Here is a 22,240-nt window from a genome sequence, read left to right as displayed (position 1 = left end):
GCGGCCGGTGTGCCCCGGCCGCGGGTCGTCGACAAACTCTCGGAGAGCGCTCTCCCACAGCGAACTTCACCTGTCGTACCGCCGTCAAGGGAGCGGGCGACCGGTTCTCGGGTGGTCGGCGGCCCGGTTCCGGTCCGGCCCGGGAGCGGCGCATAGGATCGCCGGGTGACGATCACGATTCCCGGTTTCGGCGAGCTGTCCCCGGTGGACGACACCCCCTACGGCGTGTTGTGCTGGAACACGACCGCCGCCGGGACGGCGGTCAGCGTGCTGGTGGAGGAACCGGCGACCACCGCCGACCTCGACCTGGCGTTCATCGGCTCGGTCCTGGACGACCGCGAACGCCTGCTCGCCACCGCCCGCGAGGCCGTGGACGACCACCTCCGCGAACGCCCCGGCTACGGTCCCGACGCCGTCGCCGACCCCGAGTTCACCTTCCACCCCGGCCGCGACTGGCTGGTCCGGTTCGCCGAGTGCCGCGTGCCGGGCCTGACGGAGCTGGGCGTGGTGGTCGTGTTCAACGACAAGGACGTGGTCGGGGTGGACGACCTCGCCGACATCGACCTCTCCGACGACTGAGCCGACGGCGATCCGACGACCGGGGGCCGACGGCGGTCCGGCGACCGTGCCGGCAGTGATCCGGCGGCCGGCCGCCACGTCGGGGTGTCAGCGGCGCGTTGCCGGGACGCCCGGGATGGACTGGGCGAACCGGAACACGTCGTCCGGGTCGTAGCGGGCTTTCACCACACGCAGGCGGTCCGCGTTGGCCCCGTAGTAGGCGGTCAGCCAGTCGGCTTGCGCCGGGTCGGGGAAGTTCGGGTACACCCGACCCGTGCCCCGGGGGTGCGCGATGGCCCACGCGGCGGCGAGCCGGTCCAGCACCTCCGGCCCGCGCCGGGCCGCGCCGTTCGGACCGACCAGCACGGTGTGCTTGATCAGGAACGCCGGGTCGCGGTGCGCGAACGCGGTGGCGTCGGGCGCGATCCGCCCGTACGCGCCACGCCACGGCGTGAACGCGATCTCCCTCAGCTCGCCGTGCTCGCGGTCCGCGACGAAGTGCGCCAGCAGGTCCGCCACCACGTCGTCGGGCAGCGGTCGGTCGAAGAACTCGGTCTTGGCGGCGGACATGCCGGGCCGGTCGTGCACGAGCGGGAGGGCGTCCGGGTCGAGGGCGACGGCCGAGTGCGGGGTGGCGTGCCGCAGCACGGCGTCGGCGGCGGACACGTCGACCACCTCGGCGAACGCCGGTGTCACGCCGAAGGAAGCGACCAGCGCGTCCACCGCGGCACGGTCGGGCGCGGCACCGACCAGCATCGCGACCGGTTCCTCGTCCGGGAACTCGGGGCCGAGCGCGACCAGCTCGACCGACACCGCGTCCGGCGCGTCCGGCGCCCACCGCTGCCACCACCGGACGAGCGCGGCGGCGTGGCTGAAGTCCCAGGTCAGGCGCAGGTGCGTGCGAGGCCGGGCGGGCACGGTGCGGAACGTCGCGCGGGTCACCACGCCGAAGTTGCCGCCGCCCGCGCCGCGCATCGCCCAGAACAGGTCGGGCTCCTCGGTCCCGGACGCCGTCACGACCCGCCCCGACGCCAGCACGACCTCGGCGGACACCAGAGCGTCGCACGTGAGCCCGTGCAGGCGGCCGTGACTGCCGAACCCGCCGCCCAGCGCCGCGCCGACCACGCCGACCGACGGGCACGACCCGACCGGGACCAGCCTGCCCACCGCCGCCAACGCCGCGGACAACCGTCCGATCCGGACACCACCGCCCACCGTGACCAGGTCGTCCGCCACGCGGATCCGGTCGCACGGCGTGAGGTCGAGCAGCAGGCCGGTCGTGCTGGAGTGGCCGGCGTTGCTGTGCCCGCCGGCCCGGACGGCGAACGGCCACCCGCGGTCACGGGCCAGCGCGAGCGCGGCGACGACGTCGGCGGCCGAGGAGCAGCGGGCCACCTCGCGCGGCAGCACCTCGTGCGGGCGGCCGATGAACTGGGCGCGCGACCACGCGTACCGGGGGTCGGTCGGCCCGACCAGCTCAAGCATCGGCGTACATCCGGCTCTGCAACTCGTACAGGTCCGCGTACCGGCCGCCCAGCGCGAGCAGTTCGGCGTGCGTGCCCTGCTCGGTCAGCTCCCCGTCGTGCAGCAGGAGGATCCGGTCCGCGTGCCGCACGCTGGCCAGCCGGTGCGTGATGAGCACGACGGTCCGGTCCTCGGCGAGCGCGCGCAACGACTCGTAGACCGCGAACTCCGCCTTGGCGTCCAACGGCGCGGTCGGCTCGTCCCAGATCAGCAGCGGCGCGTCCCGGTACAGGCCGCGGGCGACGGCGAGCCGCTGCCACTGGCCGCCGGACAGCTCCACCCCGCCCCGGAACTGCTTGGACAGCAACGTGTGCCAGCCGTCCGGCAGCTGGTCGACCACCTCGTCCGCGCCCGCCTGCGCCGCCGCGTCCCGCAGCGCCAGCCCGTCCGGGTCCGGCCGGTCGTGCCGACCGACCCGGACGTTCACCCGGGCCGTGTGCGGCCAGCGGACCGGGTCCTGGAGCACCATCATGACCCGGTCGGCGAGGCGGCTCCGGTCGACCAGCGCGATGTCCTGGCCGCCCCACCGGACCGCGCCCGACGTCGGCGCGTAGAGACCGGCGACGAGCTTGGCCAACGTCGTCTTGCCCGAGCCGTTCTCGCCGACCAGGGCGATCGTCTCGCCGGGCCGGACGGTCAGCGAGACGTCCCGCACGGCCGGTCGCGCGCTGCCGGGGTAGTGGAACGTGACGCGGTCCAGCGTCACCCGGCCGGGGTCGATCGGGGCGTCGAGGCCGTCACGGTGGGTGGAGCGCTCGGCGGAGGCCAGGAACTCCTGGTAGTCGGCCACGTACATGCCCTGCTCCACGAGCTGGTTGGCGGCCAGCACCAGCCGGTTCAACGCGGTCGTGGCGACCCGGATCGCGATCACCGCCGTGCCCGCGACGGCCAGCGGCACCCAGCCGAAGCGCACCAGGCCGCCCAGCACCACGTAGGTGAGGACGAGGCCGAGCCCGGCGAACGCACGGCCGATGCCCCGCACGCGCGCCTGCGCGACGGCGAGCCGGACGTCCTCGTCCCGCAACGGGTCCGCGGCCACCCGGTACTCGTGCAGCACGAACGGTTCCGCCTGGTAGGCGCGGATCTCGGCGGCCGGCTCGCGCTCGGTGGCCAGGTCGGACACCATCTGCACGCGCCGGTCCAGCGCCACGGTCCGGCCGACGCTGGCGTAGGCGAGCTTCGCCGCCCGCTGCACCGCCCACCCGTCGGGCAGCACGGCCAGCAGCAGCACGGGCACCAGGACCGGGTGCAGCACGGCCAGGCTGCCGGTCGCGGCGACGATGCCGAGCACCGCGCCGATCAGCTCGACCAGGTTGTCGGCCGCGCGTTCGAGGAAGAACAGGCCGCGGTCGCGGGCGCGGTGCATCCGGTCGTGGAACCGGGCGTCGTCGAACGCGGCCAGGTCGGCGGCGAGGCTGGCCGCGTACAGCCGTTCCTCGGCCAACCGCCGCACGGCGGGCGTGATCCGCGCGTGGGCGAGGGAGACGCCGACGTCCATCGCGCCGCGCAACCCGAACGCCGCGCCGACCAGCAGCAGGTCCGGCAACGCGGCCAGCACCCGTTCGGTCGCCGCGCCACTGGCCAGCAGCTCGGTGAGCACACCGGTCGTGGCGAACAACCCGAACGCCGCCGCGAGCCCGGACACGACCTGCATCACCACGACGGCCAGGGCGGGCACGGGTGCGGCTCGGCGGATCATGCGCAGGACGGGCCAGGTCGCCGCCGGCAGGCCGCGCAGGACGCGGCGGGGCGCGGTGGCGGCGGTGTCGTCGAGCTGCCAGTGCGGGGTCACGAGCGCGCCGTCGCGCGGGTCGTGCTCCTCGGCCTTCGCCGTGGTCATGCCGGGCCGTCGGCCAGGAGCAGCACGGACGGCAGGTCGCAGTCCGGGTGCAGCCGCAGCAGCTGGTAGGCGATGCCGCCCGAGCCGGACATGATGCTCGGCGAGTACACCTCGCGCGCCAGCCCCGTGGTGGGGCCGTTGGCCTCCAGGCTGCCGATCGCCATCGCGTCCACCGTCGCCCGGTCGAGCCCGGCCGGCGCCACGCCCGCGTCGAGCGCCTTCGCCAGCAGCTCCCACGTGCCCATGTCGCCGTGGCACAGGGTGTGGGTCCAACCGGTGCCGTCGCGCAGCCCCGACGCCGCCGCGCGCCGCAGCACGTCCGGGTCGTCGGTGGCCAGGCCGACGCCGATCGCGCCGTGGCACCAGGCGGCGGCGACCGTGTCCGGCTCGCGCGGGTCCATCCAGGCTTCGCGCGCCGGGTCGTACCAGGTCTCCTCGTACGCCGCCGCGCCCTCGGCCAGGTCGGCGAACCGGCGTTCGCCGGTGACCGCCGCCAGCCTGCCCAACGCCCAGCCGATGCCGGTGGCGCCGTGGGCGAAACCGCCGATGCCGTCGGGCCAGTTCGGCGCGGCCCACCGGGTCCGGCCGCCGTCGGTGCGGGCCTCGGCGGCCAGCCGGTGGCCCGCTTCGCGCGCGAGGTCCACCCACCGCGCCTCGCCGGTGCGGGAAGCGAGCACCAGCAGCGGCACGATCGCGCCCGCCGTGCCCACCACCAGGTCCGGGCCCTCGCTCGCGGCGATCGCGGCGGGCATCTGCCCGGCCAGGAACTCCGCGTCCGCCAGGCAGTCCAGGCCCAGCCGGTGCAGGGTGAGCCAGCACCAGATCTGCGAGCCGAGGCCGATGTACCCGCCGACGGGGTCGGGCCGACGGCGGGTGTGCTCGGCCTGCGCGGCCCACCACCGCTGGGTCAGCCCGGCCGTCCGCACGGTCGCGTCCAGCAGGTCCGACACGCCGTCGACCGCGTCGGCACGTCCCGCCGCCACCTCCCGGCGGTAGGCCGCGAGCAGCACGGCCACGCCCAACGTGCCGCCGTACAGGTCGGGTGTCAGGGGAGTGGTCTGCCACCCGGAGCGGTCCAGGATCGGCGCGAACCAGGTGGCCGTGCCGTCACCGCCGCGCACCGCCTCCCGCGCCAGCTCGCGCACCAGCCGCGCGGCCAGTGCCCGCCGCCGTCCGTCCAGAGAGGACGGATCGGGCGCGGGTGCGGTCATCCGGCGGAGGTCGGGTTCCGCGCCCTGGTTCAGGTAGGCGCTGACGAGCGCGGCGTGCGTGACGCGGCGTTCCAGCGCGAGGTCGGCCGTGCGCCAGTTGCGCAACGCCAGCTCGACCTGGTCGACCCGCGGCCCGCAGACGAGACCACCGGGCGTGTGCAGCCAACCCTCGGCGGGTGTCGTGGTGAACACCGGGATGTCGCCGTCGAGCAGCTCGGCCACCTCGGCGGCGTGCACGTCCGGGTCGCCCGGCCCACGCGTGTTCATCGAGTGCCGCGCCAGCAACGCGCGCGCCTTGCGCTCGGCCGCGTCCTGGTCGTGCAGACCCGCCGGGTGCCACAGCATCCGAGCCAGCTCGGTGTAGGACTCGGTGTCGCGCACGATCACCCGCACCACGCAGTCGGCGAAGGTCGCGAGCAACGGCGCGAGCCGCCCTTCCCGGTCCAGGCGCGTGATCCGGTCGGCCATCTCGTCGAACCCGGCGACGACCCGCGGCCAGTGGCGGGCCAACCGGGGCTGCGGGCTGGGCAGGTTCCGCGTGGGCGGCAACCGCTGCGGCACGATCGCGACGCGCGCGGTGTCCGTGCCCGCGCCCACCAAATCCGGCAACCCGATGTCCGGCTGCTCGCCGGGCAGCCCGCCCATGGCCGAACCGTCCACGCCGCGCCAGCCCAGGCCCGCGCCCCGGCCGGGCAGCAGGCCGGTCCGCAGCACGGTCCCGTTGAGCTGCTCGGCGATCAGGTCGGTGGCCTCGCCCGCACCGGTCGGCGGGTGCGGCGGTCGTGGCGTGAACACGCTCTCGCAGTCCACGACCACCGGCACCGGGCCGCAGGCGATGATGTTCTCCGCGTGCAGGTCCGTGCCGGACACCAGCCGCATCACCGCCAGCCAGTGGCCCAGGTTGCGGTAGAAGGCGTCCAGCTCGGCATCGTTCTCGCAGTACCGGTGGACCACGTGCTCGGCCCAGCCGTAGTCGTCGGCCACGATCGCGCGCGGCACCCGGATGGCGTGCTCGCCGTCTGTCAGCACGGCGAGGAAGGCGGCCAACCGCTGGTCCACCCGCATGGGGCGCGGCTTGTAGACCACCGTGCCGCCGGTGCAGTACAGGAGCGTGACGGTGTGGCCGCCCCGGTGGCTGTCGCCCGCGCCGAACTCCACCTCGCGCAGCTCGCCCGCGTCCGCACCGAGCAGCTCGCGCAGTCGGGGCCGGTCGGCGGCGAACCGCGACGCCATCGCGTGCACGGCGCCCACCCGGTTGTCCACCACGGCGTGCAGGCGGGTCACGAGGTGCGGGTAGTGGCGGGTCAGGTCGTGCCAGAACGCCGGTTCGACTGCCCGCGCGAGGAACTCCGCCCACCGGCCGGCCGGGTCGTCGGCGACCAGCCTGCCCGTCACGCGTGCCGCGTTGAGCTCCAGCACGATCACGCGGATCACCTTGCGCCGCACGGTGTCCAGCAACGCGTCGCGGGCGGCGTCGAGCACGGCGTCCGCCTCGGCGGCGCCGAGGTCGGCGACCTCGGCCAAACAGCGGGCCAACCGGTCCAGCGCGGGACCGAGCAGCCAGTCCAGGGTTCGGTCGAGCTCGCCGACCTCGTCGGGTGCCATCGTCAGCAGCAGTACACCGGTCGGGACGCCGTGCACGACGAGCAGCGGCTGCCCGGCGGGTTGCACGCCACGATGTCGCCCTCGGCGAACTCGCCGTTGGCGAACAGCGGACCGGCCGGGTTGTCCCACTCGTCGAGCCCGGCGCGCCAGCGCGCCACCGTCTCCTCGGCGTCGAGCAGCATTGCGGTGGTCATGAACGCTCCCTTCCTTGGCGGGGGCGTGGAGTGTAAAAATGCCGTGCACACGGGCCCGCACACAAAAGTCGGCGTTCCGCCGTTCAGTTCTGCCCACCCGGTTCCGGCGCGGCGGGGTCGTTGCGCCGAACGGCCTCGTACAGCGCGATCGTGGCCGCGCTGGGCGTGACGCCGAGTTCGGAGTCCAGCACCTCGACCAGCCGCCGGTAGACCGCGACGGCCTCCGTGCGGCGGCCGGCCGCGGCCAACGCGGCGACCAGGTGCCGCCAGAGCCGTTCCCGCAACGGGTGCTCGACCACCAGACCGGCCAACGCGGGCACCAGCCCGTCGTGCAGCCCGAGCGCGAGCCGCACGCCGACCAGGTCCTCGATCGCGCCGACCCGCTGCTCGTCCAGCACCGTCACGTCGGGCCGGACCGCCTCGGGCACCGGCACACCCGCCATCACCGGTCCCCGCCACAGGCCCACGGCCCGCGCCAGGCACCCGGCCGCGGCGAAGTCGCCGCCACGGCCGCGCAACTCGTGCCCCTCGACCAGGAGCCGTTGGAACAACGTCACGTCCACCCCGTCCGGCGGCGTGACCAGCACGTACCCGTCACGTGAGGTGACGATGCCCGGCTGGTCGGGCCCGGCCTCGCGCAACAGCCGGCGCAGGTCGGCCACGTGGTTGCGGACGTTCGCGGCGGCCGACGCGGGCGGCCGGCCGGGCCACAACGCCTCGATGATCCACTCCAGCGGCAGCGCCCGGTTGGCCCGCAAGGCCAGCACGCCGAGCAGGACCCGCGCCATCCGCCGCGCCGGGTGCCGCGTCACCCCGCCGGTCCGCACCACGGGCCGTCCCAGCACCAAGACCGCCATCCGACACCCCTTCGCGGCAGAATCCCCCGATATACCAGGAGGTCGAGGCCGCGAACACCGACGTTGCCGCACGTTCGCACCGCTTCGGCCGCAGCGTCCGCACTGCTTCGGCAGCGTCCGCACGGCGGCGCCGGAGGGTCGGGCGAGGGTCACGGGGCTGCGGCGGGAGCCCGATCGGCGTGCACGAACCGGTCGGGGCGCAGCACGACGACGTCGGTGCGGTGGCGGGCGAACCAGGCGGTGAGCACGCCGGTGACGTCCACCAGGTCGTCCTCGGCGTGGGGTTCGCCGTCCGCCACCACCCGCAGGAACCGTGCGCGTGGACCCGACCAGCCCCGCGCCGTGCTCGCGTCCACACCCGGTCCGATGACCGCGAAGTCGGGCCCGAGCACGTCGTCGAGCAATCGCCGCACCCCGCCGACCACCACCTCGGGCTGGGGGAACATCGCGCGCCCGTCCGGCAGTGCGGGCAGCGGCTTGAACTCGAAGTGGCGCACCAGGCGGCGCACCCGCGGCACGGTCTGCACGGCGCGCAGCACCACGTCCCGCACGAATGCGGCGAACCTGTTGCGCACCAGGAACACCCGACCGAGCCGCACACTGGTCCGCGCCATCGCCTCGGTGTGCGGGCGACGTTCGGCCTCGTAGCCGTCCAGCAGCGCGTCGGGGGCGTCCGATCCCAGTGCCAGGGCGAGCTTCCAGGTCAGGTTGGCCGCGTCGCGCAGCCCGCTGCACAGGCCCTGGCCCAGGAACGGCGGCATCTGGTGGGCGGCGTCGCCGAGCAGGAACACCCGCCGGTCGCGCCAGCGTTCGGCGACCAGGTGGTGGAACGTGTAGACGACGGCGCGCGTGACGGTGAACCGGTCCGGGTCGACGTAGGGCGCGACGAGCCGGGCGACCGCACCGGGGTCGGTCATGGCCGCCGGCTCCTCGTCCGGGCGCAGCATGAACTCCAGCCGGTAGGTGTCGAACGCGCCGGGGGAGACGAACGCGGGCCGCCGCCAGTCGCACACGAACGTGGTCCGCGGCACCCGCACCGCGCCGGCGGCGACGTCGCCGGAGACCGCCAGCCACGGTTCGGCGTAGGACGTGCCGGTGAGCGCGATGCCGGCCGCTACCCGGGTGGTGCTGCGGGCGCCGTCGCACCCCAGCACGTACCTCGCGCGCACGTGCGACTCCTCGCCGCTGTCGAGGTCGCGCAGGACCACGGTGGCGGCCTCCTCGTCCTGGGTGAGCCGCATCAGCTCGACCCCGGTGCGCAGGGTGACGTGCGGGAACCGGTCGAGCCCGGCGCGCAGGGCCGCTTCGAGGCGTGGTTGGTCGAAGAAGTGCAGGGGACCGCTGCCCAGGCCGAAGTCGACCTCGTCCAGGGCGATGGTGGCGAACACCCGGCCCTTGGCGTTGATGTACTCGGCCCGGTCGGGCGGGTACATGTCCTTCGCGACCTCGTCCAGCAGACCTGCCTGCTGGTAGATCCGCAACGCCTCGTCGTCGCAGGAGAACGCGCGTGGTTGCCGGTGCGGCGCGGTGTCGCGTTCCACGACCAGGGTGCGCACGCCCCTGGTGCCGAGCAGGTTGGCGGTCAGCGCGCCGACCGGCCCGCAACCGACCACTACGACGTCGAACTCCATGCGTCCTCCTCCGGGTAAGGGACACATGCCAGCGCAGCGCTGTTGGAGTTCTGTGGAACTAGCGCGGGAACCGGGACCGCAGCAGGTGGGCGCCCTGTCGTTCGGCCAGTCGCGCGCCGGCGTCCAGGTCCGCCGGGTCGTCGTTGGCCAGGCCGCGCACCCGCAGCAGTTCGGCGGCGAGGACCCGTTCGCCGACCTCCTCGGCGACGGCGAGACCTTCGTCGGCCAACGCCGCCGCCGTGGCGCGCCGGCCGGCGACCAGGTGCGCGTCTGCCATCGCGGCGAGGGTGATCGTGCGGGTCGAGCGCAGCCCGAGCCGGTGGATGCCTTCCCTGGCGGCACGCATGGCGGTGAGGCGGCTGTCGTCCCCGCCGCGCACGGCGGCCCACTCGGCGAAGAAGTCGCCGGTCGTGACGAAGTGCGGCATGTGCCGGCGCAGGCCGATCTCGCGGCAGCGGCGGGCGGCGGCGAGGGCGGTGGTCACGTCGTGCTCCTGCATGGCGGTCCACGCGGCGAACAGCGCGGCGTTGGGCCGCCCGTACGGGTCGTCGGCGCGTTCGGCGAGGGCGTGCGCGGCCGCGATGTCGGCCCGGGCCGCGGCCGCGTCACCGCGCAGGGAACGCACCAAGGCGCGGAAGTCGTAGGTCGCGAGCGTGGGCGTGCGACCGGCCCGCCCGACGAGTTCGGGCGGGTCCAGCTCGTGCAGCCGGTCGATGGCGGCGGTCAGGTGGTCGTCGGCCTCGGCCAGGCGGCCGGCGAAGTAGCCGACCGCGCCCAGCAGGTAGTGGCCCGCGGCGCCGATCACGCCGTCGTCCGCCGCGAGTCGGCCGGCGAGGTCTTCGGCGATGCCGAACTCGGCGCGGTTGCAGGCCAGCTCGCCGAGCGTCCACAACGCGGGCCGCACGTCCGTGTCGACGTCGACCCGGGTGAGCAGCGCGCGGGCGCGGGCGGCGGCCAGGTCGACGGCGTCACTGCCGATGCCGACGGTGATCTGGAGCAGCGACGTGCGGTGCAGGTGCACGGCCAGCTCCCGGTCGGGCGTGGTGAGCAGGGCGGCGGCCCGGTCGAGGTGCGCCAGGGCGTCCTCGTAGGCGACGCGGCGGGTGGCGTCGTCGGCGGCTTCGAGGGTCCAGCTCAGGTGGTCGTCCTGTCGACCGCGGGCGCGGCCGTAGTGGTGGGCCAGTTCCGCCGGGGTCAGGGTGGGCCGGCCCGCGTCCGCGAGGCGGGCGTGCAGGTCGGCGCGGCGGGTCGGGGCGAGGTCGGCGTAGGCGGCCTCGGCGAACAGCGGGTGCCGGAACCGGACCACACCCGGGCCCACCTCCGTGACCAGGTGCGTCACCGGGTGGTCGAGCCGCACCTCGGTCGAGGTCACCGCGGCCAGCAGGTCCACGTCCAGCTCCCGACCGGCGACGCTCAGCACGTCCAGCCAGTCGCGGGTGGCGCGGTCCAGGGCGTGCAGCCGGAGGCGGACGGTGTCGCGCACGCTCGGCGGCGGCGCGTCATCGGGGGAGGCGAGCAGTTCGGTGAGGAAGAACGGGTTGCCGCCGGTGCGGGTGACGAGGTCGCGCACCACGTCGGCGGGCGGGCGCGTGCCGGTGTGCCCGTGCACCAGGTCGGCCACCGCGTCGGCGTCCAGCCCGGCGGGGCGCAGCCGGCGGTGGCCCGGCGCGCGGGCCAGGTCGACCAGGGTCGCGACCAGGTCGGGGTCGTGCTCGTAGGGGCGCAGGGTGGCGATGACCAGCGCACGGGACGTGTGGACGGTGGTGGCCAGGTAGCGCAGCAGGAGCAGCGAGTCGGCGTCGGCGGCGTGCAGGTCGTCCAGCACCAGGACCAGCCCGGCCGGGCGGGAGACCGCGTGCACGAGCGTGGAGACCGCGTCGTAGGCGCGGAACCGGGCGGCGGGGTCGATGTCGGTGTCGACGCCGGTGTCGGCCTCGGCGGTGGGTCCGGCGCCGAAGACCGCCAGCGCGGGGGCGGTGCCCGCGTCACCCGCCAGGGGCACGAGAGCGCGCACCACCTGCGCCCAGAGCCAGAACGGCGGGGTCTGGCCGATGTCGGGGCAGCGCCCCCGGGCGACGGGAACACCCGCGGCGGCGGCCCGGCGGGCGACGGCGTCGGCCAGGCTCGTCTTGCCGATGCCCGCCTCGCCGACGATCGCGGCGAACCGGCCGCCGGTCCGTCCCGACGCGGCGAGCAGTTCGGTGAGGACGGCGAGCTCGGTTTCGCGGCCGACGAGGTGGTGCCGGTGGTGAGGGACCGGGTCCGGTCGAGCCGCCCCGCCGGCCGGTGGGACGTCGTGCGCCAGGATCCGTTCGCGCAACTCGTGCAGGTGTCTGCCCGGTCCCACGCCGAACTCGTCGGCCAGCACCCGGCGACCCTCGTCGTAGACGGCCAGCGCGTCGGTCTGCCTGCCCGCCCGGTAGAGCGCGAGCATCAGCTGCGCGCGGGCGTTCTCGCGCTCGGGGTGGGCGTCGACGAACTGGCGCAGTTCCGGCAGCACGGCCACGTGGCGGCCGGCGGCGACGGCGGCGGTGAGGTGCCCTTCGGTCGCGGCGGACCGCGCCTCGGCCAACCTCGCCGCGTCGGGGCGGACGGCGGCCAGGTCGGCGGCGGCGACCTCGCCCCGCCACAGGGCCAGCGCCTCGGCGTAGTGCCGCTCGGCGGCGCTCGGGTCACCACCGGCGAGCGCCCGCGCACCGGTCTCGGCGAGCGCGGTGAAGCGGACGGCGTCGACGGCCTCCGGTGGCACGCTCAGCTCGTACCCGCCGGTGTGGCCGCGCAACACCTCGGCCGGCGCCCGGCGTCCGCGCCCCGGTTCGAGCGCACGGCGCAGGCCGACCACGTAGGACCGCAGGGTCGTGTGCGCCCCGGCCGGCGGCCGCCCGTCCCACAGCGCCTCGACCAGCCAGTCCGCGGTGACGACCTGGTTGTGCCGCAGCACCAGCAGCGCCAGCAGGTCGCGCGGCTTGGGCCCACCCAGCGCCACCGGCTCGCCGGCGCGCACCACCCGCATCGGCCCGAGGATCTCCCAACGCACCCGCAGGAGCCTAACCAGCCCCGGGTGGTGCTGGTTCACTGTGGACATGACGACTCCTCAGGTCGCCCGGCCCTCGATCCTGACCGTGGACGACGACCCGGGCGTGTCCCGGTCCGTGGCGCGCGACCTGCGCCGCAAGTACGGCGAGTCCTACCGGATCGTGCGGGCCGAGTCCGGCCCGCAGGCCCTCGACGCGGTGCGCGAGATCAAGCTGCGCGGCGAGGAGGTCGCGGTGCTGCTGGCCGACTACCGGATGCCCGGGATGAGCGGGATCGAGTTCCTGGAGGCCGCGATGGACCTGTTCCCCGCGGCACGCCGGGTGCTGCTGACCGCCTACGCCGACACCGACGCCGCGATCCGCGCGATCAACGTCGTGGACCTCGACCACTACCTGCTCAAACCGTGGGACCCGCCGGAGGAGAAGCTGTACCCGGTGCTGGACGAGCTGCTGCGCGCGTGGTCGGCGGCCGATCGCGGCCCGGCGCGCCAGGTCAGGGTCGTCGGGCACCGCTGGTCGTCGCGGTCCTACGAGGTGCGCGACTTCCTGGCCCGCAACTCCGTCCCGTTCCGCTGGCACGCGCTGGACGACGGCGACACCGAGGCCGGTCGGCTGCTCACCGCGTGCGGCCAGGACGGCGCACGGCTGCCCGTGGTCATCACGGCCGACGGCGAGCCGCTGGTCGAGCCGTCGGACGCGGAGCTGGCCGACCGGGTCGGCCTGACCACGCGGCCGTCCACCGACTTCTACGACCTGATCGTGGTCGGCGGCGGTCCCGCCGGGCTCGGCGCGGCCGTCTACGGCGGCTCGGAGGGGCTGCGCACGGTGCTGGTGGAGCGGCGCGCCACCGGCGGCCAGGCGGGCACCAGCAGCCGGATCGAGAACTATCTCGGCTTCCCCGACGGCGTGTCCGGCGAGCAGCTGACCGACCGCGCCCGCAGACAGGCGCTGAAGTTCGACGTCGAGGTGCTGACCGCGTGCGACGTGGTCGGGTTGGCAGCGCGCGGCGCGGCACGCGTGGTGCGGCTCGGCGACGGCACGGAGTTGGCCGCGCACACCGTCATCCTCTCCACCGGCGTGTCCTACCGGATGCTCGACGCACCCGGTCTCGGCGCGCTGACCGGCCGGGGCGTGTTCTACGGCGCGGCCACCACGGAAGGGCCCGGCTGCGCGGGCGAGGACGTCTACCTGGTCGGCGGCGCCAACTCGGCGGGCCAGGCGGCGCTCTACTTCGCCGCGCACGCCCGCCGCGTCGTGCTGGTGGTGCGCGGCGACTCGCTGGAGCGGTCGATGTCGCACTACCTGGTCGAGCAGCTCGCCCGGGTGCCCCACATCGAGGTCCGCACCTGCACCGAGGTCGTCGGCGGCACGGGGGAGCAGCACCTGGAGACGGTGACGCTGCGGCACAACAAGACCGGTGAGACGACGACCGTGCCGACGTCGTGGCTGTTCGCGTTCATCGGCGCCGCGCCGCACACGGACTGGCTCGCGGGCACGCTGGCCCGTGACGAGCGCGGGTTCGTGCTGGCCGGGCCGGACCTGGTCGCCGACGGCCGGCTGCCCGACGGCTGGCCGCTCGACCGGCCGCCGTACCACCTGGAGACCAGCCTGCCGGGCGTGTTCGTGGCCGGAGACGTGCGCGCGGACTCGGTGAAGCGGGTCGCCTCGGCGGTCGGCGACGGCGCGATGGCCGTGTCACTCGTGCACCGGTACCTGGAGAGGTCGTGACGGACGTGGAGAACCTGACGGTCGACGACCTGCGCGCGCTGTTCCTGTTCGAGCACCTGTCCGAGGACCAGCTGGCGTGGCTCGTCGCGCACGGCCAGGTCGAGACGCACCTCGCGGGCGCGCAGGTGTTGCGCGAGGGACAGCCCGCGACCTGCTTCTACGTGCTGCTGGCCGGCACGGTGACGCTCAGTCGCGTCATCGGCGGCCAACGCGTGGAGACCCACCGCACCGACCACCGCGGCGCGTACTTCGGCGCCACGCAGGCGTACCTGGGCTCCGACCTGGAGGCGACGTCGGTCTACCAGATGACCGCCGAGGCGGTGACCGACGTGCGGCTGTACCAGCTGCCCGCGCACGACTTCGGCGCGATGTTCCGCTCGTGGTTCCCGATGGCCATCCACCTGCTGGAGGGCCTGTTCTTCGGCATGCGCAACACCGAGCGGATCGTGAGCCAGCGGGAACGGCTGCTCGCGCTCGGCTCGCTGTCGGCCGGGCTGACCCACGAGCTGAACAACCCCGCCGCGGCCGCGGTGCGGGCCACCGGGGCGTTGCGCGAGCGGGTCGCCGGGATGCGGCACAAGCTGGCGCTGCTGGCGAGCGGTTCGCTCGACCAGGCCACCCTGCCCGTGCTGGTGAAGCTCCAGGAGAGCGCCGTCGAACGGGTCGCGAAAGCGCCGAAGCTCGGCCCGATGGAGACCGCCGACCTGGAGGACGAGGTCGCCGACTGGCTGGACGCGCACGGCGTCGGCGGCGGCTGGGACCTGGCGCCGGTGCTCGTCGCGGGCGGGCTGGACGTCGAGTGGCTGGACCGGGCGGCCGCGGTGTGCCCGGAGACGGCCACCGAGGCGGCCGTGCGCTGGCTGGCCTACACGGTCGAGACCGAGACGTTGATGAACGAGATCGAGGACGCCACCACGCGGGTGTCCACGCTGGTGGGCGCGGCCAAGCAGTACTCGCAGGTCGACCGCGCGCCGTTCCAGGTGGTCGACGTGCACGAACTGCTCGACTCCACCCTCGTGATGCTCGGCGGAAAGCTCCGCGACGGTGTGCGCGTGGTCAAGGACTACGACCGGTCCCTGCCCCCGCTGCCCGCGTACCCGGCCGAGCTCAACCAGGTGTGGACGAACCTGGTCGACAACGCCGTGGCCGCGATGGACGGCGCCGGCACGCTGACCGTGCGCACGTCCCGCGCCGGCGACGACCTGGTGGTGGAGATCGCCGACACCGGCACGGGCATCCCGGCCGAGGTGAAGGGGCGCATCTTCGAGCCGTTCTTCACCACCAAGGCGGTCGGCGAGGGCACCGGGCTCGGTTTGGACATCTCGTGGCGGATCGTGGTCGAGCGCCACCACGGCGACATCCGTGTCGTGTCCGAGCCCGGCGACACCCGTTTCCTGGTCCACCTGCCCTTGGTGCCGCCTGACGGACTCGCTGTTTCTCGGGGTTACTCCTGAGGCACGACTTTGAGAGGAGGGAGTTCACCGAATGTCTCAGCGGGGAGGCGGTCGATGCGCCCGTCGCGAACAGTGGACCACGCCAGCGATCGCCATGCTTGATCGGTGGCACCGATGACCTTGTTCGCGGAGGGATCGTAGATGGCGGCGACGCCGTCACCCGCATGGACATCACCAACTTGACGGTTGGTGACGGGCCGGCGTCCCACAGTTGGACTCCGTCGCTGCTGGTGGTGAGGAATCGGGCGCCGTCGGGTGACCAGGCCACCGCTTCTATGGAATGACTGGTGGTGTGGTCGTGTAGGAGTTCACCTGTACTGGCGTTCCACAGTCGGACTCCGTGCTTGCTGCCGGTGACATATTGGGTGCCGTCGGGTGACCAGGCCAGCGCATTTACTGCATGGCCGGTTGCGCGGCTGTGGAGGAGTTCGCCGGTTGTGGCGTCGAACAATCGGATCCCGGCTGCGTTGTCGCGGTTCGCGAGGTATTGGGTGCCGTCAGGTGACCAGGCCACCGCCAGGACAAACCTATCCGTAGTGTTATGGTGGAGGAGTTTGCCGGTGATGGCGTTCCACAATCGGATTCCGTCCCTGCTGCTGGTGAGGTACTTGGTTCCGTCGGATGACCAAGTCACGGCATATGTGGCATGGTCGATGGTGTGCTGGTCGAGGACTTCACAAGTAGTGGCGTCCCACAACTGAATTCCGTCGAGACTGCCGGTGAGGTATCGGGCGCCGTCCGGTGACCAGGCTGCGGCGCGTACGAATCCCGTGGTGGTCTTGTGGTGTAGGAGTTCGCCTGTGGTGGTGTCCCATAGTCGGATTCCGCGTGAGCCGCCGGTGAGATAGCGGCTGCCGTCGGGTGACCAGGTCAACGCATCCGAGAAATAACTTGTGGCGTGGCGGTAGAGGGGTTCGCCGGTGGTGTTCCACAGTCGGATTCCGTCGCGGCTGCCGGTGAGGTATCGACTGCCGTCGGGCGACCAGGTCACCGCGAGCACCTGCCCGGTGGTGGCGCCAACGCGATTGCGATCTGCGACGTGGACGCGCGGTGCCTGGTCGTCAGTTGTAATAGCGGTGCGGAGGTTCGCTGCGCCCAACCATTGTCCGGCGATAGTGAGGGCTACCTTTTCGAGGCCGCGGACGACGATCGGCCGTTGTGGGCTCTCGCGGCAGGTCACGTCGACGATCGCGCCGTGTTGGTGGCGGGTGGGGCCAGCGGGCTGATGACCGTGTGGGATGCTGCGACCGGGAAGGTCATCGAAACAAATCTCCGCGGCCACCATGAACACATCTACGCCTTGGTCATGGATGAATCCGGGCGCATCGTTTCGAGTGGCGAGGACGGCACCCTGATCTGGTGGGATTCGGTGCGGTGATCTGAACTGCTTGACAACGTGGCCATGGTATGAATCGCGGAGCCCTTTGCGAGGACCTCGTTCAAGGACCGTGATGGAGACGGTCACGGGTCCACCGAAACCCGTCATGTGATCAGTCCTGGTCAGCCAGGTCCGCAGGCAGGACATCAATGGGTCGACCAGCGGTTATCGTTTGCTTGACCGCCAAGGGACGCGCAAGCGGGCCGCCGGACACTCTACTGGTACGGCTGGGCGCGGCGATCCAGCGAACCGATCCGACTGAGCTGCGGTCGACGAACGTGCAGGACTACACGCTGCCGAGTGCCTGGTGCCGATCCTCGACGCGGCGCGTCCGCGTCTGGGTCGCTGACCGACCCGGCCCTCTCGGTGACGGCGGGAACAGGTCCAACACGACCTAATCGCGGCGTCTGTCGTTCCTGTGTGGAGACGACTCGCTGTCGATCACCGGCCAGGCGATCGACTGTGCAGCGGTCGGTGACGCCGCTTGGTGGGTGACTACGCCGTTCGAGAGTTTGTTGACGATTCACCGGAGGTGCCAGACTTGAACGCCACGGACCTGGTAGTGGTCCAGGTCGGTCTCGGTTTTCGCGGTCTGGAAGCGCTCCTCGACCGCCTATCGCGCTCCCGTGATGTCCACCAGGCGCCGCAGGGTGGTGTCGGCCGGGCCGAAGCAGGCCCAGGGTTGCTCGGGACCAATCGAGCAGAGGGCCGGTGTAGCCGCCGTCCGCCCATACCAGTACCACCCACCACCGGCGGTGGCGCGCATCCGCCGCAACAGGCTGCTGGCGCCGACCCGGTCGGTCCTGTGTCGAGGCGGACGCGGTCGCGCAACGCGTCGAGCAGCCGCTGCGACGCACTGAAGGTGCGGGCCGAGCGCCCGAACAACGTCGCGGTGTTGATCACCGTCGGCTGGAACAGCTGGCGCGACTTCACCGGCGCCGGCGTCTACACCGACGACTGGGGTCCGTCCGACTACGCGACCGTCAGGTTCACGATGCGCAAGAGCAACTACCAGGTCTCGGGCCGGCAGTCGGCGACCGTCGGCTACGGCTGCACCGAGGCGAGGCGGCCGCCGTTGAGTACCCTGAGCTGCCCGTAGGCAGCACCGACAGCACTCCGATTCGCCTCCGCTGACCGCGGGGCGTTTCCCATCAACGTCCGAGTGCCCCGCGCGGCGGAGGCTCGATCTCCGTGGCGTTGGACGGTTCGTCCTCCGTCGTCAGTCCGGCCGGTCGACAGCGGTTCCCGGCCCTTCTCGCACGTCGCTGATCATCCACTCGCGGTGTGAGGTCGTTATCCGACCGGTGCCGATCGACGCCATACCGAGATCACCTGTTTGGGTGAACGCGCTTCGCTGCGAACGGGCTGACCCTTTAGGACGTACAGGGTAGAAGGTGGCGCTCGTGGGCTGCCGGTGTCGGCGCTCATCCGCCCCGCTCGCCGACGACGTCGTGAGGAGAATGCGATGACAGCAATAGACGACAAGCGGCGTGAGTTGCCCTGGCTCGGGGCACCGGTCGACGCGGGCGCGGGCAGCGGGGAGATGGCGATGCCGGACGGCCGCGGCCGGGCTCGCGACTACGAGCACGGCTCCATCTACTGGACGCCGGAGCACGGCGCACACGAGGTGCATGGAGACATCCGGGTGAAGTGGGCACGACTTGGCGGGCACGGCGGCCTCCTCCGCTACCCCGTGACCGACGAACTGCCCTGCGGGCCCGGTGAAGGACGGTTCAACCACTTCGAGGGCGGCTCCATCTATTGGAGGGGCGACATCGGGCCACACGCGGTCCACGGGCCCGTTCGGGACAAGTGGGCGGAAATGGGCTGGCAGGACAGCCGCCTCGGCTACCCGCTCAGTGACGTCCGGGCCACCGGCGACAGGGCCAGCTGCACCTTCCAGCACGGCACCATAACCTGGACACCCTCGGGCGGCGCTGTCGTGGCGTGGAACATCGACTGACTCGGTCGTCATGGACCGGCTGTCGTTCTGCCCATCCGGCTCGGGTAGGTCCACTTCCGGCGACCAGGCGCTGGTGCCATCGCCGGACGTGCTCAGGGCCCACCTTCGATCATGGGCTTCGCGCTCGGGTTCACGCCGGGTGCGTCGGGACCGGCCTGCGTTGCTCGATCCGCTCGACCTCGATGGGACCCTGCGGTCCCGTTTGGCCGCCCCGGAGGCCGAGCGGATCGCCAACGGCAGCACGGCGACCCCGCGACCGCCAGCGGAATCAGGATGGCGCGCCGGCCTCGTCCTCGGGCAGTGAAACGCGCCCGCCACGACAGCTATCGCGTGAAGGTGCCCGACGATCCGGCCATTACCCGCCACGACGGCCCTGCCGCAGTCCGGCTCTGTGCCCTGAACCCCTACATTCACCACCTGCGCCAGGCCGGCGTCCCGATCACGCGAAGGTCGGGTGGCTATCTTCTGGCGGGCGCGTGCCTCGGCGAGTACGGTGCGCCTGCCTGCGGTCCTGACGGCTGCGAGTCCGAAATGGACGTCGGCGGGCGTGTGCAGGCCGATGCCGGTATGGCGGTGCTCGTGGTTGTACCAGTGGCCGAACTCGTCCATGAACGTCCGTGCGGCCGGGAGTGATCGAAAGCGTTCAGGGAATTCAGGACCGTACTTCAGGGTCTTGAACAGCGCTTCGGAGTACGGGTTGTCGTTGGACACCCCGGGCCTGGAGTGCGACCGGGTGACGTCGAGGTCGGCGAGCAGGGCCGCGACGGTCCTGCTGGTCATCGACGTGCCCCGGTCGGCGTGCACGACCCGCGGGACTCCGTGGACGGAGAAGATCCGTTCCATCAGCTCCTTGGCCAGGACGCCGGATTCGTGAGCGTGGACATGGACGCCGACGATGAACCGGTAGTAGATGTCGATCATCACGTAGGCGTCGTAGTAGGTGCCCTTCACCGGGCCCGCGAGCTTGGTGATGTCCCAGCTGTAGACCTGCCGCGGCGCGGTCGCGACCAGCTCCGGGCATACCCTGGCCGGGTGGCGTGCGAGCCGGCGACGTTCCCTGACCTGCCTGTTCTCCGCCAGAGTCCGGTACATCGTGGACACCGAGCACAGGTAGACGCCCTCGTCGAGCAGCTGCGCGTAGACCTGCAAGGGCGCCAGGTCCACGAACCGCGGGCTGGTGAGCACCTCGAGAACCCGCAGGCGTTCCAGGACGGTCAGCTTATTGACCGGCTCTGGCACCGGCCGGGGCGGCGCGGGCGCCAGGGCGGCCCTGCCGTGACGGATCGCCGTCGAGCGCACCAGCCCTGCCAACGCCGCGGCCCGCCTGGTCGACACGCCATCGGCGGTCAACGACGCGTAGGCATGGGTCAACGCCTCCCGCGCTTGTCGTCGGAATCCGCCCTCTCGGAGAGACTTTCCAAGAGAGCGTGCGCTCTTCCCATGATGTCCAGGGCCGCCTCGGTGGTGTCCAGGCGCTTGCTCAAACGGGCGTTCTCCCGGGTGAGCCGGGCGATCTCCGCCTGCTCCGCGGACAGCCTGCCGGCCTTCTCACCCGGCGCCTTGCCCGCCAGCGCACCGGCATCGCGCTACTTGCGCCACTCGCTGATCAACGACGAGTACAAGCCCTCCCGCCGCAAATACCCCCCCACCATCGCCGTGCTCGCACGCCTCCTCGTATGCGCTCAGGTACGCGAGCTTCTCCGACGCGCTGAACGCGCGCCGCCGCCTCGGCCCGTCACCACGCGGCTGCTGGGAATCCATCCGCCCATCATCGTCCTCGACCACCGAGGACCTGGCCTTGCGGGTCATGTCAATCGATCCGAATCTCGCCCTGCGTCAGGCCGATTTGCTGTGAACCACTGGACTCAACTCACCCTGACACGCAGGGGTTGACCTCCACCAACAGCACCGCCAGCACAAAACGCTGCCGCGTATGACCCACAGCGTGCGGCACTCCGTCGACCGCCGCACGCACCTCGCCGAACAACCCGAACTCCACCGCCGCACCTCGAACCGATGTCCCGCTTCACCGGCTTTCACCTCCAGGTAACACTGGTCGGCACAACGGGTCCACCGATGGTCGACAGCTACCGATGAGTGACCGCAGATGGACGGAGCCGGGAGGCGCGTGCGCCGGGGTCGAACCCGCCTCGACCGGCTCCGTCACAGCCGGACGTCGCTCCCCTCACGTCGTTCCGGCCACTGCAGAGGGTGCACTCACGACCTTGGACGAACCTTGGAAACCTGTACTGTTCGGAAAATTGTTGCCGCAGGGACTGTACAAACGTCGGCTCTGGCGCACTTCCGGTGGTGGTGCGGTGGGCCCCAGGCCATGACGGGAGTGAGGGTTTCCATGATCGTTTACGTCTGGGATGGCGATGCTGGTCGGCCCGGTGTTCTCGGGGGTTCCGGCACTGTCGATCGAGGATGTCGAGGACGCCGGTGATGCGATCGTGGTGTGGGCATCGGCCAGGGGGCGGTGAGGTGGCGTGTCCGGCTTGCGGCACGCCGGTGGGCAGGGTGCACGCCTTCCACGAGCGGGTCCTCGCGGATGTGTCGGCCGATGGACGCCGGGCGCCCGTCGGGCGGGAGCGTGCCGGTCGTCTTGTCAGGACCAGGGAGTGGTCCACCGCAAGCCCTTGTCGAGCAGGGCCTCCGGCCGACGTCGCACGTACCACAAACCGACCACACCGAGGGTCAGGAAGCCGAACGGGATGAGCAACATCAGCAGGACACCCTCCTCAGCCGGGTGGACCTCGTCGTCGCCCTCCGCCGAGTACCGGATCGCAACGGAACCGCCCACCGGAGGCCTACCGCCCTTGGAGCACAGCTTCGCCCGGTGCGTGCTCCTGGAGGGCGTCGTATAGGCCACGATCAAGTTGTCGCACCCCTTGGTTCCGGACAGACGCTGCTTCACCACGGCCTCGGTACGTGGATCATTTGTACGGTCGACCGCGCTCGCGACCGCCACGATCGCCATGAGCGCGGCCACACAGACCTGGAAGACCAGGAACACACGCAGGAATGGAAGATCCTTCTTCGTTAACTCCTGACCCTCGGCGGACTTCGGTAAGAACTCTTCGCCCAGCTCTCTCCCCATGGGATCAGAATGGCAGTGAGAAGCGGCGCGCACGTCCGATTCGTGAATCTCCCCGCAGGTGTGCCGGACCCCACCATCGCGCCTACGCTCTGTGCAGCGCCGGCACCCCACAGGACTCTGTTGCCCAATTCGGCTATGCGGCGAGGCCGAGTCTGGCGAGGT

Annotated in this window: 15 protein-coding genes and 2 pseudogenes; 6 read left to right on the top strand and 11 right to left on the bottom strand. The window is 72.3% G+C overall.

Annotation, left to right across the window (positions count from 1 at the left end):
* The first annotated feature begins 165 nt into the window (after positions 1 to 165).
* Positions 166 to 579 carry a hypothetical protein gene (locus ACYVLT_RS03280; RefSeq protein ID WP_360463757.1) on the top strand — a complete coding sequence of 138 codons (414 nt, stop codon included), beginning with the start codon at positions 166 to 168 and terminating at the stop codon, positions 577 to 579.
* Between the two features lie 87 nt (positions 580 to 666).
* Here ACYVLT_RS03280 and ACYVLT_RS03275 read toward each other — a convergent pair whose 3' ends face one another.
* The 7 genes from ACYVLT_RS03275 to ACYVLT_RS03245 form a co-directional block, all read right to left on the bottom strand.
* Positions 667 to 2,043 carry an FAD-binding oxidoreductase gene (locus ACYVLT_RS03275; protein WP_461118577.1) on the bottom strand — a complete coding sequence of 459 codons (1,377 nt, stop codon included), beginning with the start codon at positions 2,041 to 2,043 and terminating at the stop codon, positions 667 to 669.
* Positions 2,036 to 3,922, bottom strand: a complete 1,887-nt coding sequence (locus ACYVLT_RS03270; RefSeq protein ID WP_461118576.1) for an ABC transporter ATP-binding protein — start codon at positions 3,920 to 3,922, stop codon at positions 2,036 to 2,038. The genes ACYVLT_RS03275 and ACYVLT_RS03270 overlap by 8 nt, the downstream gene beginning before the upstream one ends.
* A complete protein-coding gene (locus ACYVLT_RS03265) occupies positions 3,919 to 6,804 on the bottom strand; it encodes a type 2 lanthipeptide synthetase LanM family protein (RefSeq protein ID WP_461118575.1) in 2,886 nt (961 codons plus the stop codon). Before ACYVLT_RS03265 ends, ACYVLT_RS03270 begins: the two co-directional genes overlap by 4 nt.
* Positions 6,741 to 6,932 carry a DUF6229 family protein gene (locus ACYVLT_RS03260; protein ID WP_360463768.1) on the bottom strand — a complete coding sequence of 64 codons (192 nt, stop codon included), beginning with the start codon at positions 6,930 to 6,932 and terminating at the stop codon, positions 6,741 to 6,743. Before ACYVLT_RS03260 ends, ACYVLT_RS03265 begins: the two co-directional genes overlap by 64 nt.
* An 83-nt stretch (positions 6,933 to 7,015) precedes the next feature.
* The gene (locus tag ACYVLT_RS03255) at positions 7,016 to 7,789 is read right to left on the bottom strand and encodes an AfsR/SARP family transcriptional regulator (RefSeq protein WP_461118574.1); all 774 of its coding nucleotides are present in this window, start codon (positions 7,787 to 7,789) and stop codon (positions 7,016 to 7,018) included.
* 149 nt (positions 7,790 to 7,938) lie between these two features.
* Entirely contained in the window at positions 7,939 to 9,420 is a 1,482-nt protein-coding gene (locus ACYVLT_RS03250; RefSeq protein WP_461118573.1) for a bifunctional 3-(3-hydroxy-phenyl)propionate/3-hydroxycinnamic acid hydroxylase, read from the bottom strand.
* Between the two features lie 58 nt (positions 9,421 to 9,478).
* Positions 9,479 to 12,505, bottom strand: coding sequence for a BTAD domain-containing putative transcriptional regulator (locus ACYVLT_RS03245; protein ID WP_461118572.1), 3,027 nt, complete (start codon positions 12,503 to 12,505; stop codon positions 9,479 to 9,481).
* Between ACYVLT_RS03245 and ACYVLT_RS03240 the strand changes: the two genes are divergently transcribed.
* Positions 12,504 to 14,183, top strand: coding sequence for an NAD(P)/FAD-dependent oxidoreductase (locus tag ACYVLT_RS03240; RefSeq protein ID WP_461118571.1), 1,680 nt, complete (start codon positions 12,504 to 12,506; stop codon positions 14,181 to 14,183). The two genes, ACYVLT_RS03245 and ACYVLT_RS03240, sit on opposite strands and share 2 nt — an antisense overlap.
* Positions 14,184 to 14,188: 5 nt before the next feature.
* Positions 14,189 to 15,637 (top strand): ATP-binding protein, encoded by a 1,449-nt coding sequence (locus ACYVLT_RS03235; RefSeq protein WP_461119235.1) that lies wholly within the window; start codon positions 14,189 to 14,191, stop codon positions 15,635 to 15,637.
* A gap of 214 nt (positions 15,638 to 15,851) precedes the next feature.
* On the opposite strand, the pseudogene ACYVLT_RS03230 reads toward ACYVLT_RS03235, so the two are convergent.
* Positions 15,852 to 16,628 (bottom strand): annotated as a pseudogene (locus tag ACYVLT_RS03230) (WD40 repeat domain-containing protein); the annotation flags it as partial.
* Here ACYVLT_RS03230 and ACYVLT_RS03225 point away from each other — a divergent pair.
* The 3 genes from ACYVLT_RS03225 to ACYVLT_RS03215 all read left to right on the top strand — a co-directional run bounded on the left by ACYVLT_RS03225 (position 16,536) and on the right by ACYVLT_RS03215 (position 18,978).
* Entirely contained in the window at positions 16,536 to 17,015 is a 480-nt protein-coding gene (locus ACYVLT_RS03225) for a WD40 repeat domain-containing protein (RefSeq protein ID WP_461118570.1), read from the top strand. The pseudogene ACYVLT_RS03230 and the gene ACYVLT_RS03225 sit on opposite strands and share 93 nt — an antisense overlap.
* An 805-nt stretch (positions 17,016 to 17,820) precedes the next feature.
* Positions 17,821 to 18,114: a hypothetical protein gene (locus tag ACYVLT_RS03220; protein ID WP_461118569.1), complete on the top strand. Its 294-nt coding sequence runs from the start codon at positions 17,821 to 17,823 to the stop codon at positions 18,112 to 18,114.
* A 366-nt stretch (positions 18,115 to 18,480) separates the two neighbouring features.
* A complete protein-coding gene (locus ACYVLT_RS03215; RefSeq protein WP_461119234.1) occupies positions 18,481 to 18,978 on the top strand; it encodes an LGFP repeat-containing protein in 498 nt (165 codons plus the stop codon).
* 555 nt (positions 18,979 to 19,533) lie between these two features.
* On the opposite strand, the pseudogene ACYVLT_RS03210 reads toward ACYVLT_RS03215, so the two are convergent.
* The 3 genes and pseudogenes from ACYVLT_RS03210 to ACYVLT_RS03200 form a co-directional block, all read right to left on the bottom strand.
* Positions 19,534 to 20,070, bottom strand: a pseudogene (locus ACYVLT_RS03210) (transposase); the annotation flags it as partial.
* 778 nt (positions 20,071 to 20,848) lie between these two features.
* Positions 20,849 to 20,977, bottom strand: a complete 129-nt coding sequence (locus ACYVLT_RS03205; protein ID WP_461118568.1) for a hypothetical protein — start codon at positions 20,975 to 20,977, stop codon at positions 20,849 to 20,851.
* Between the two features lie 609 nt (positions 20,978 to 21,586).
* A complete protein-coding gene (locus ACYVLT_RS03200) occupies positions 21,587 to 22,078 on the bottom strand; it encodes a hypothetical protein (RefSeq protein WP_461118567.1) in 492 nt (163 codons plus the stop codon).
* Positions 22,079 to 22,240 lie beyond the last annotated feature (162 nt).

The organism is Saccharothrix stipae (assembly GCF_054781895.1).
The sequence above is the reverse complement of the archived record's forward strand: the minus strand, read 5'-3'. Positions and strand labels throughout refer to the sequence as shown.

Coding starts and splice junctions, on each gene's coding strand:
- ACYVLT_RS03275 (WP_461118577.1), bottom strand. CDS start 2,043: ATGCTTGAGCTGGTCGGGCCGACCGACCCCCGGTACGCGTGGTCGCGC.
- ACYVLT_RS03270 (WP_461118576.1), bottom strand. CDS start 3,922: ATGACCACGGCGAAGGCCGAGGAGCACGACCCGCGCGACGGCGCGCTC.
- ACYVLT_RS03260 (WP_360463768.1), bottom strand. CDS start 6,932: ATGACCACCGCAATGCTGCTCGACGCCGAGGAGACGGTGGCGCGCTGG.
- ACYVLT_RS03255 (WP_461118574.1), bottom strand. CDS start 7,789: ATGGCGGTCTTGGTGCTGGGACGGCCCGTGGTGCGGACCGGCGGGGTG.
- ACYVLT_RS03250 (WP_461118573.1), bottom strand. CDS start 9,420: ATGGAGTTCGACGTCGTAGTGGTCGGTTGCGGGCCGGTCGGCGCGCTG.
- ACYVLT_RS03240 (WP_461118571.1), top strand. CDS start 12,504: ATGACGACTCCTCAGGTCGCCCGGCCCTCGATCCTGACCGTGGACGAC.
- ACYVLT_RS03245 (WP_461118572.1), bottom strand. CDS start 12,505: ATGTCCACAGTGAACCAGCACCACCCGGGGCTGGTTAGGCTCCTGCGG.
- ACYVLT_RS03215 (WP_461119234.1), top strand. CDS start 18,481: ATGACAGCAATAGACGACAAGCGGCGTGAGTTGCCCTGGCTCGGGGCA.
- ACYVLT_RS03200 (WP_461118567.1), bottom strand. CDS start 22,078: ATGGGGAGAGAGCTGGGCGAAGAGTTCTTACCGAAGTCCGCCGAGGGT.